1 protein-coding gene and 1 pseudogene are annotated in these 1,469 nt (G+C 48.1%); one reads left to right on the top strand and one right to left on the bottom strand.

Annotated elements, in window-relative coordinates:
- Window positions 1–194: pseudogene (locus VD907_06575) on the bottom strand (transporter substrate-binding protein).
- A gap of 41 nt (window positions 195–235) precedes the next feature.
- Between VD907_06575 and VD907_06570 the strand changes: the two are divergent.
- Window positions 236–1,465, top strand: coding sequence for an ISL3 family transposase (locus VD907_06570; GenBank protein ID HYG84509.1), 1,230 nt, complete (start codon window positions 236–238; stop codon window positions 1,463–1,465).
- Window positions 1,466–1,469 lie beyond the last annotated feature (4 nt).

The raw sequence follows: 1,469 nt of genomic DNA, 5'->3' as shown, positions 1-1,469 counted from the left end.
CAAGCGGCTAGATGACCGACCAACGGTTTGGTATCGATGCCAGACAACTCCTCTTCGCCGACCGAGAACGCGACGACCGGAATGTCCTCGGCGGAAACACCCTGATTACCCAATTCTTTATAGAAAGGAATGTTGGCATCGCCGTTGATCGTCGACACGACCGCCGTTTTCTTCCCGGCCGAACCGAATTTCTTGGCTCTATGTGATTCGTAGTGGGTAATGCAATAATATAGCCATGAACAGTGAAACTTTATTCAGCATGGCTTTAGGCCTGCAACCTCCTTGGCAGGTCAAAGCTGTGACCTTTTCTACAGATGAATTGGCCCGTAGCGAACTTCATCTGCATATCGATTTCGTGACTGGCTCGCGCTTCTTAGACGACGCGAATAACCTCTGTCCAGTGCATGATACCGTAGAGCGGCAATGGCAACATTTGAGCTTTTTTGAACACACCTGTTACCTCCATTGTGCGGTGCCGCGCATTACCACGACCGATGGCAAAGTCCGTACTGTTGACGTTCCTTGGGCACGGCCAGGCAGTGGTTTTACCCTGTTATTCGAAGCCTTAGCGCTAGCCTTGATTGAGCGGGAAATGCCGGTCAACCGAGTCGCCGAGATACTGAAGGTCAATCCACAGCGCATCTGGACTATCTTTAATCACTGGATTAGCAAGGCAAAAGCAGCCGATGATCCGAGCACGATAACCAAGCTGGGCGTCGATGAAACCTCGACCAAAAAAGGCCATCATTACGTTACGCTGGGCGTTGATTTGGATGAAGCCCGCGTAATTCATGTCACCGAAGGTAAGGGTAAGGCAACGCTGCAAAGTATTCAGCAACACCTTGAAGATAAAGGTGTTGATAAAGAACAGGTGGAGCAAATCAGCATGGATTTGTCACCGTCATTTATTGCCGGTGCTGCCGAATCATTCCCGTCTGCACAAATTACCTTTGACCGATTCCATGTTGTGAAATTATTGAACGAGGCCATGAATCAGGTGCGCATTGCCGAACGCAAAGAGCATGATGCTCTGAAAGGCCACAAATACACTTTTCTAAAGAACCGGGAAAACCTATCCGACAAAAAAGAAAAAGAGCTGGATGAACTGATACAACTGTACCCCACGCTGGGCGAAGCTTACCGCTTAAAAGTGCTATTCAATGATCTCTGGGAAATGCCCGACAAACCGACAGCGGAGGCTTTTTTGAGGCAATGGTGCGATGCGGTGGACGCAGCCAAAATTCCAGCGTTTATCAAGTTCGCCAACACAGTTCGAGGACATTGGTCGGGAATTGTGCATTTCGTGGAATCACTCATTAGTAACGGCATTCTTGAAGGCATCAATAGTAAGATTCAGCTGGCTAAACGGCGAGCCAGAGGCTATCGCAACATCAACAATTTCATTAATATGATTTACTTCCTATGTGGAAAGTTGAAATTTGATTACCCACTGTATTTCACATAGAGCC

Source organism: Verrucomicrobiia bacterium (assembly GCA_035629335.1).
Taxonomy (GTDB): domain Bacteria; phylum Patescibacteriota; class Saccharimonadia; order Saccharimonadales; family Saccharimonadaceae; genus DASUUR01.
This window is presented reverse-complemented; position numbering and strand designations above follow the sequence as displayed.